This is a genomic window from Nostocoides sp. (assembly GCF_035343835.1).
GTDB lineage: Bacteria > Actinomycetota > Actinomycetes > Actinomycetales > Dermatophilaceae > Nostocoides_A > Nostocoides_A vanveenii.
Map to the genome: position 1 here is coordinate 1 of NZ_DAOQZV010000305.1, position 3,283 is coordinate 3,283.

Here is a 3,283-nt window from a genome sequence, read left to right on the forward strand (position 1 = left end):
AGCTGCTCGGCGTGCGCGAGGCGGTCCTCCTCGGCGCGCAGCGCCGCATCCTCACCCGGCTGGGGGTCGATCCGCTCGATGCGCTCCACCCCGGCCCGGAGCACGTCGAGGTCGGCGGTTCGACCGGCGACCAGGTCAGTGAGCCGCTCCAGCTGCGCGCACGCCGAGCGCCAGGCGTCGAGATCGGCGACATAGCGCTCCCGAACCTCCCGCAGATCAGGGCCGCCGAAATCGTCCAGCAGAGCTCGCTGGGCTTCGCCCGAGCGCAGCCGCCACTGATCCGCCTGGCCGTGGACGACGAGCAGGTCTTGGGCAAGCTCGCCCAGCACCGACACCGGCACCGAGCGGCCCCCGGCATACGCCCGGGAACGGCCGCCCGCGCCGACGGTGCGCACAAGAATCAGCCCGTCGGCGGTATCGGCGCCGGCGTCGGCCGCCCGCGCCAGGGCCGGATGCCCGGTGGCGACGTCGATCAGTCCTTCGACGCTGGCCGCATCGGCGGGTGCCCGGACCAGACCCGAGTCGCCGCGCGCACCGAAGAGCAGGCCCAGCCCGGTGACGACCATCGTCTTGCCGGCCCCGGTCTCGCCGCTGACGACATTCAGGCCAGGGTGCAGGGCCAACACCGCCTGGTCGATCACCCCGAGGGCGCCGATCCGTAGCTCGCTGATCATGGCCCGGGCTCGAAGCTGTGCCGGAGCACCGGAATGGCGTCAGCGGCCGGCGCGCCTCGCCAGCCGTGGATGGGCAGGCGCAGCTTCTCGACCAGCCGGTCGGTAAAAGGATCGCCGGAGAGCCGGGCCAGCCGCACCGGCTGCTCCGAACGGCATACCTCAATCCGGGCACCGGGCGGCAGATCGACGCTTCGGCGCCCGTCGCACCACAGCACCCCGGAGCCTTGCGTGCCGGGGATGACCTCCACGGCGATGCGCGAGCGCGGACCCAGCACCAGCGGCCGGGTGAACAACGCGTGCGCGCTGATCGGGACCAGGAGGATGGCGTCGAGATCGGGCCAGACGATGGGGCCGCCCGCGGAGAACGCATAGGCGGTCGAGCCGGTCGGGGTGGCCATCACCACGCCATCGCACCCCCACGTCGACAGCGGCCGGCCGTCGACCTCGACCGTCAGCTCCAGCATCCGCTCACGAGCGACCTTTTCCACGGTGGCCTCGTTCAGGGCCCAGGTGCGGTAGAACTCCTGCCCCTGCCGATAGCTGACGACGTCGACCGTCATCCGCTCGGTGACGGTGTAGTCCTGGGCGACGATTCGGTCGATGGTCGTATGCGTGTCCTTGCGTTCGGACTCGGCCAGGAAGCCGACGTGCCCGAGATTGATCCCGAGCAGCGGGGCGCCGGAGCCGCGCGACAACTCGGCACCGCGCAGAATCGTGCCGTCGCCGCCGAGGACGAGCACCAGCTCGCAGCCGTCGGCAGCGCGTGCCGGGTCGGCGGGCAGGCTCACCGGACCGACCGAACCGGAGAGCGACTCGGCCACCAGCGGGTCGACGCACACCTCGATGCCCGCCAGGGTCAGCCGTTCGATGACGTCGGCAGCCAACTGTCGCGCGTCCTGACGATAGGGATGCACGACGATGAGGATGCGGCGCGGTGGTGTCATGCCTGGTCCTTATCTGACGGCCCGATCGATCAACTCATCCAGAGCCTGCCACGAGCCACCGACAACCTCCGAAACCGCCACCCACAAGAGGTACTCCCGGTTGCCGTGCGACCCGAGAGTCCCGCTCGCAACCAGCGTGCGCAGCGCGAAACCCGCCGCCTCGGCAACTCGGCCCACGTTCCGGATCGCCATCGCCCGGTCGGTGGGCGCAGTCACTACCCCCTTCTTGCCCAGCCGTCCGCGCCCGACCTCGAACTGGGGTTTGACCAGCAGGATCACGTCCGCGTCGGCCGCGCAGACCCGGGCGATGTCATCGAGCACGACCGTTAAGCTGATGAAGCTGAGATCGACGACGACGAGGTCGACCGGCCCGCCGATCATCGGCTCGGTCAGTCCGCGGACCGAGGTTCCCGACAACTCCCGCACCCTGGGGTCGTCGCGCAGTTGCGGGACGAGTTGCCCGTGGCCTACGTCGAGGGCCACCACCTCGCGCGCGCCGCGCTCGAGCAGGACCTGGGTGAATCCGCCGGTGCTCGCCCCCACGTCCAGCGCGCGACGTCCACGGACATCCAGCCCGTATGCCGTGAGCGCCCCGTCGAGCTTCTCCGCACCTCGTCCGACCCACCGGTGCGCGTCGGTGACGTCGAGATCATCCCCTGCCGTCACCGGCTGGGCCGGTTTCAGCGCCGGTATGCCGTTGACCTGCACCGCCCCGCGCGTGATGAGGTCCCGGGCGTGGCCTCGCGATCGGGCTCGGCCCCGGCGGACCAGCTCGACGTCCAGCCGCTGCGCAGGTCCGCTCCCCTCGTCGGCGCCGGTGTCGGGCTCAGTCAACTCGACAGGTCGCGCAAGCGACCGCGGAGCACATCCTCCACGGTGGCTCCGGCACGCAGAAGGGTGTCCAGATCGTCCGGGGCGACAGCAGCGAGTTCGGCCAGGGCGCCGTCGATCACCAGATCTCCGGTCGTGGGGGGCGCCGCGCCTGCCGCAGCGGACGAATTGCCCGACGACGTCGGGACGGTGGGTTGCGCGCTCGGGTCCGTCCCGGTCTGCCGAATCACCGGGAGCGTCGACGATCCGCTCCTGCCGACCGAATCAGGTTTCACGGCTCCGAGCGGCCCCGGGCGCGGGTGCCCGGCATCACTCACGACGGCTCCACCCCGGCAGGCGGGCCGGCCTTTTTGGCCGCGCGGCGAGACCCGCGGGCGGCCGTGGATTTCGCCGGCGTCGTCTTCGCCGTCGAGACCCTCGAAGCCGCCTTCTTGGTGGGCGCCTCGACACCGGCCGCCCTGCCTGCCGGCGCCGTAGTGGCCACCTTCTTCGTCGCCCGCTTGGCCGTTTCCGCCTTGGCCGCCGAGGTTTTGGTGGCTGACACCTTGGTCGCACCGGACTTCCGGCTCACGCCACGCTTGGCCGGGGTGGTCGTGGCGTCGTCAGCACGGTTGGCGCCGTCGGTCGCACGGGTCGGCGTAGCGAGCCTCGAGGATGCCACCTTCTTCGCCGAGCCACGCTTTGCGGGCGCCAGGCGCACCGACGCCGAACGCCGCGACGGCGTCGTCGGCAGTCCCTCGGCAATCGCCGCCGGATCGGCAATAGCGGGCGTCTCGGACGCGATCGGGCGGGGCGCCTCAGGCTCCGGCACGACCCGGCCGGCCAGCGATCCGG

The 3,283-nt window shown here is 71.6% G+C and carries 4 protein-coding genes and 1 pseudogene; 1 reads left to right on the plus strand and 4 read right to left on the minus strand.

The genetic code is table 11. The features are described from left to right. The 4 genes and pseudogenes from PKH97_RS15245 to PKH97_RS15260 form a co-directional block, all read right to left on the minus strand. Window positions 1–674, minus strand: a pseudogene (locus PKH97_RS15245) (DNA repair protein RecN); the annotation flags it as partial. Beyond that, on the minus strand, window positions 671–1,618 hold the full coding sequence (locus tag PKH97_RS15250; protein ID WP_324388444.1) for an NAD kinase: 948 nt from the start codon (window positions 1,616–1,618) through the stop codon (window positions 671–673). The gene PKH97_RS15250 and the pseudogene PKH97_RS15245, both read right to left, overlap by 4 nt. 9 nt (window positions 1,619–1,627) lie before the next feature. Next, complete coding sequence (locus PKH97_RS15255; protein ID WP_324388446.1) at window positions 1,628–2,452, minus strand: TlyA family RNA methyltransferase; 825 nt, start codon at window positions 2,450–2,452, stop codon at window positions 1,628–1,630. Next, a complete protein-coding gene (locus PKH97_RS15260; protein WP_324388447.1) occupies window positions 2,449–2,679 on the minus strand; it encodes a hypothetical protein in 231 nt (76 codons plus the stop codon). The genes PKH97_RS15255 and PKH97_RS15260 overlap by 4 nt, the downstream gene beginning before the upstream one ends. 69 nt (window positions 2,680–2,748) lie before the next feature. Here PKH97_RS15260 and PKH97_RS15265 point away from each other — a divergent pair. Next, window positions 2,749–3,283: hypothetical protein (locus tag PKH97_RS15265; RefSeq protein ID WP_324388449.1), on the plus strand; the 535-nt coding region annotated here is incomplete at its 3' end.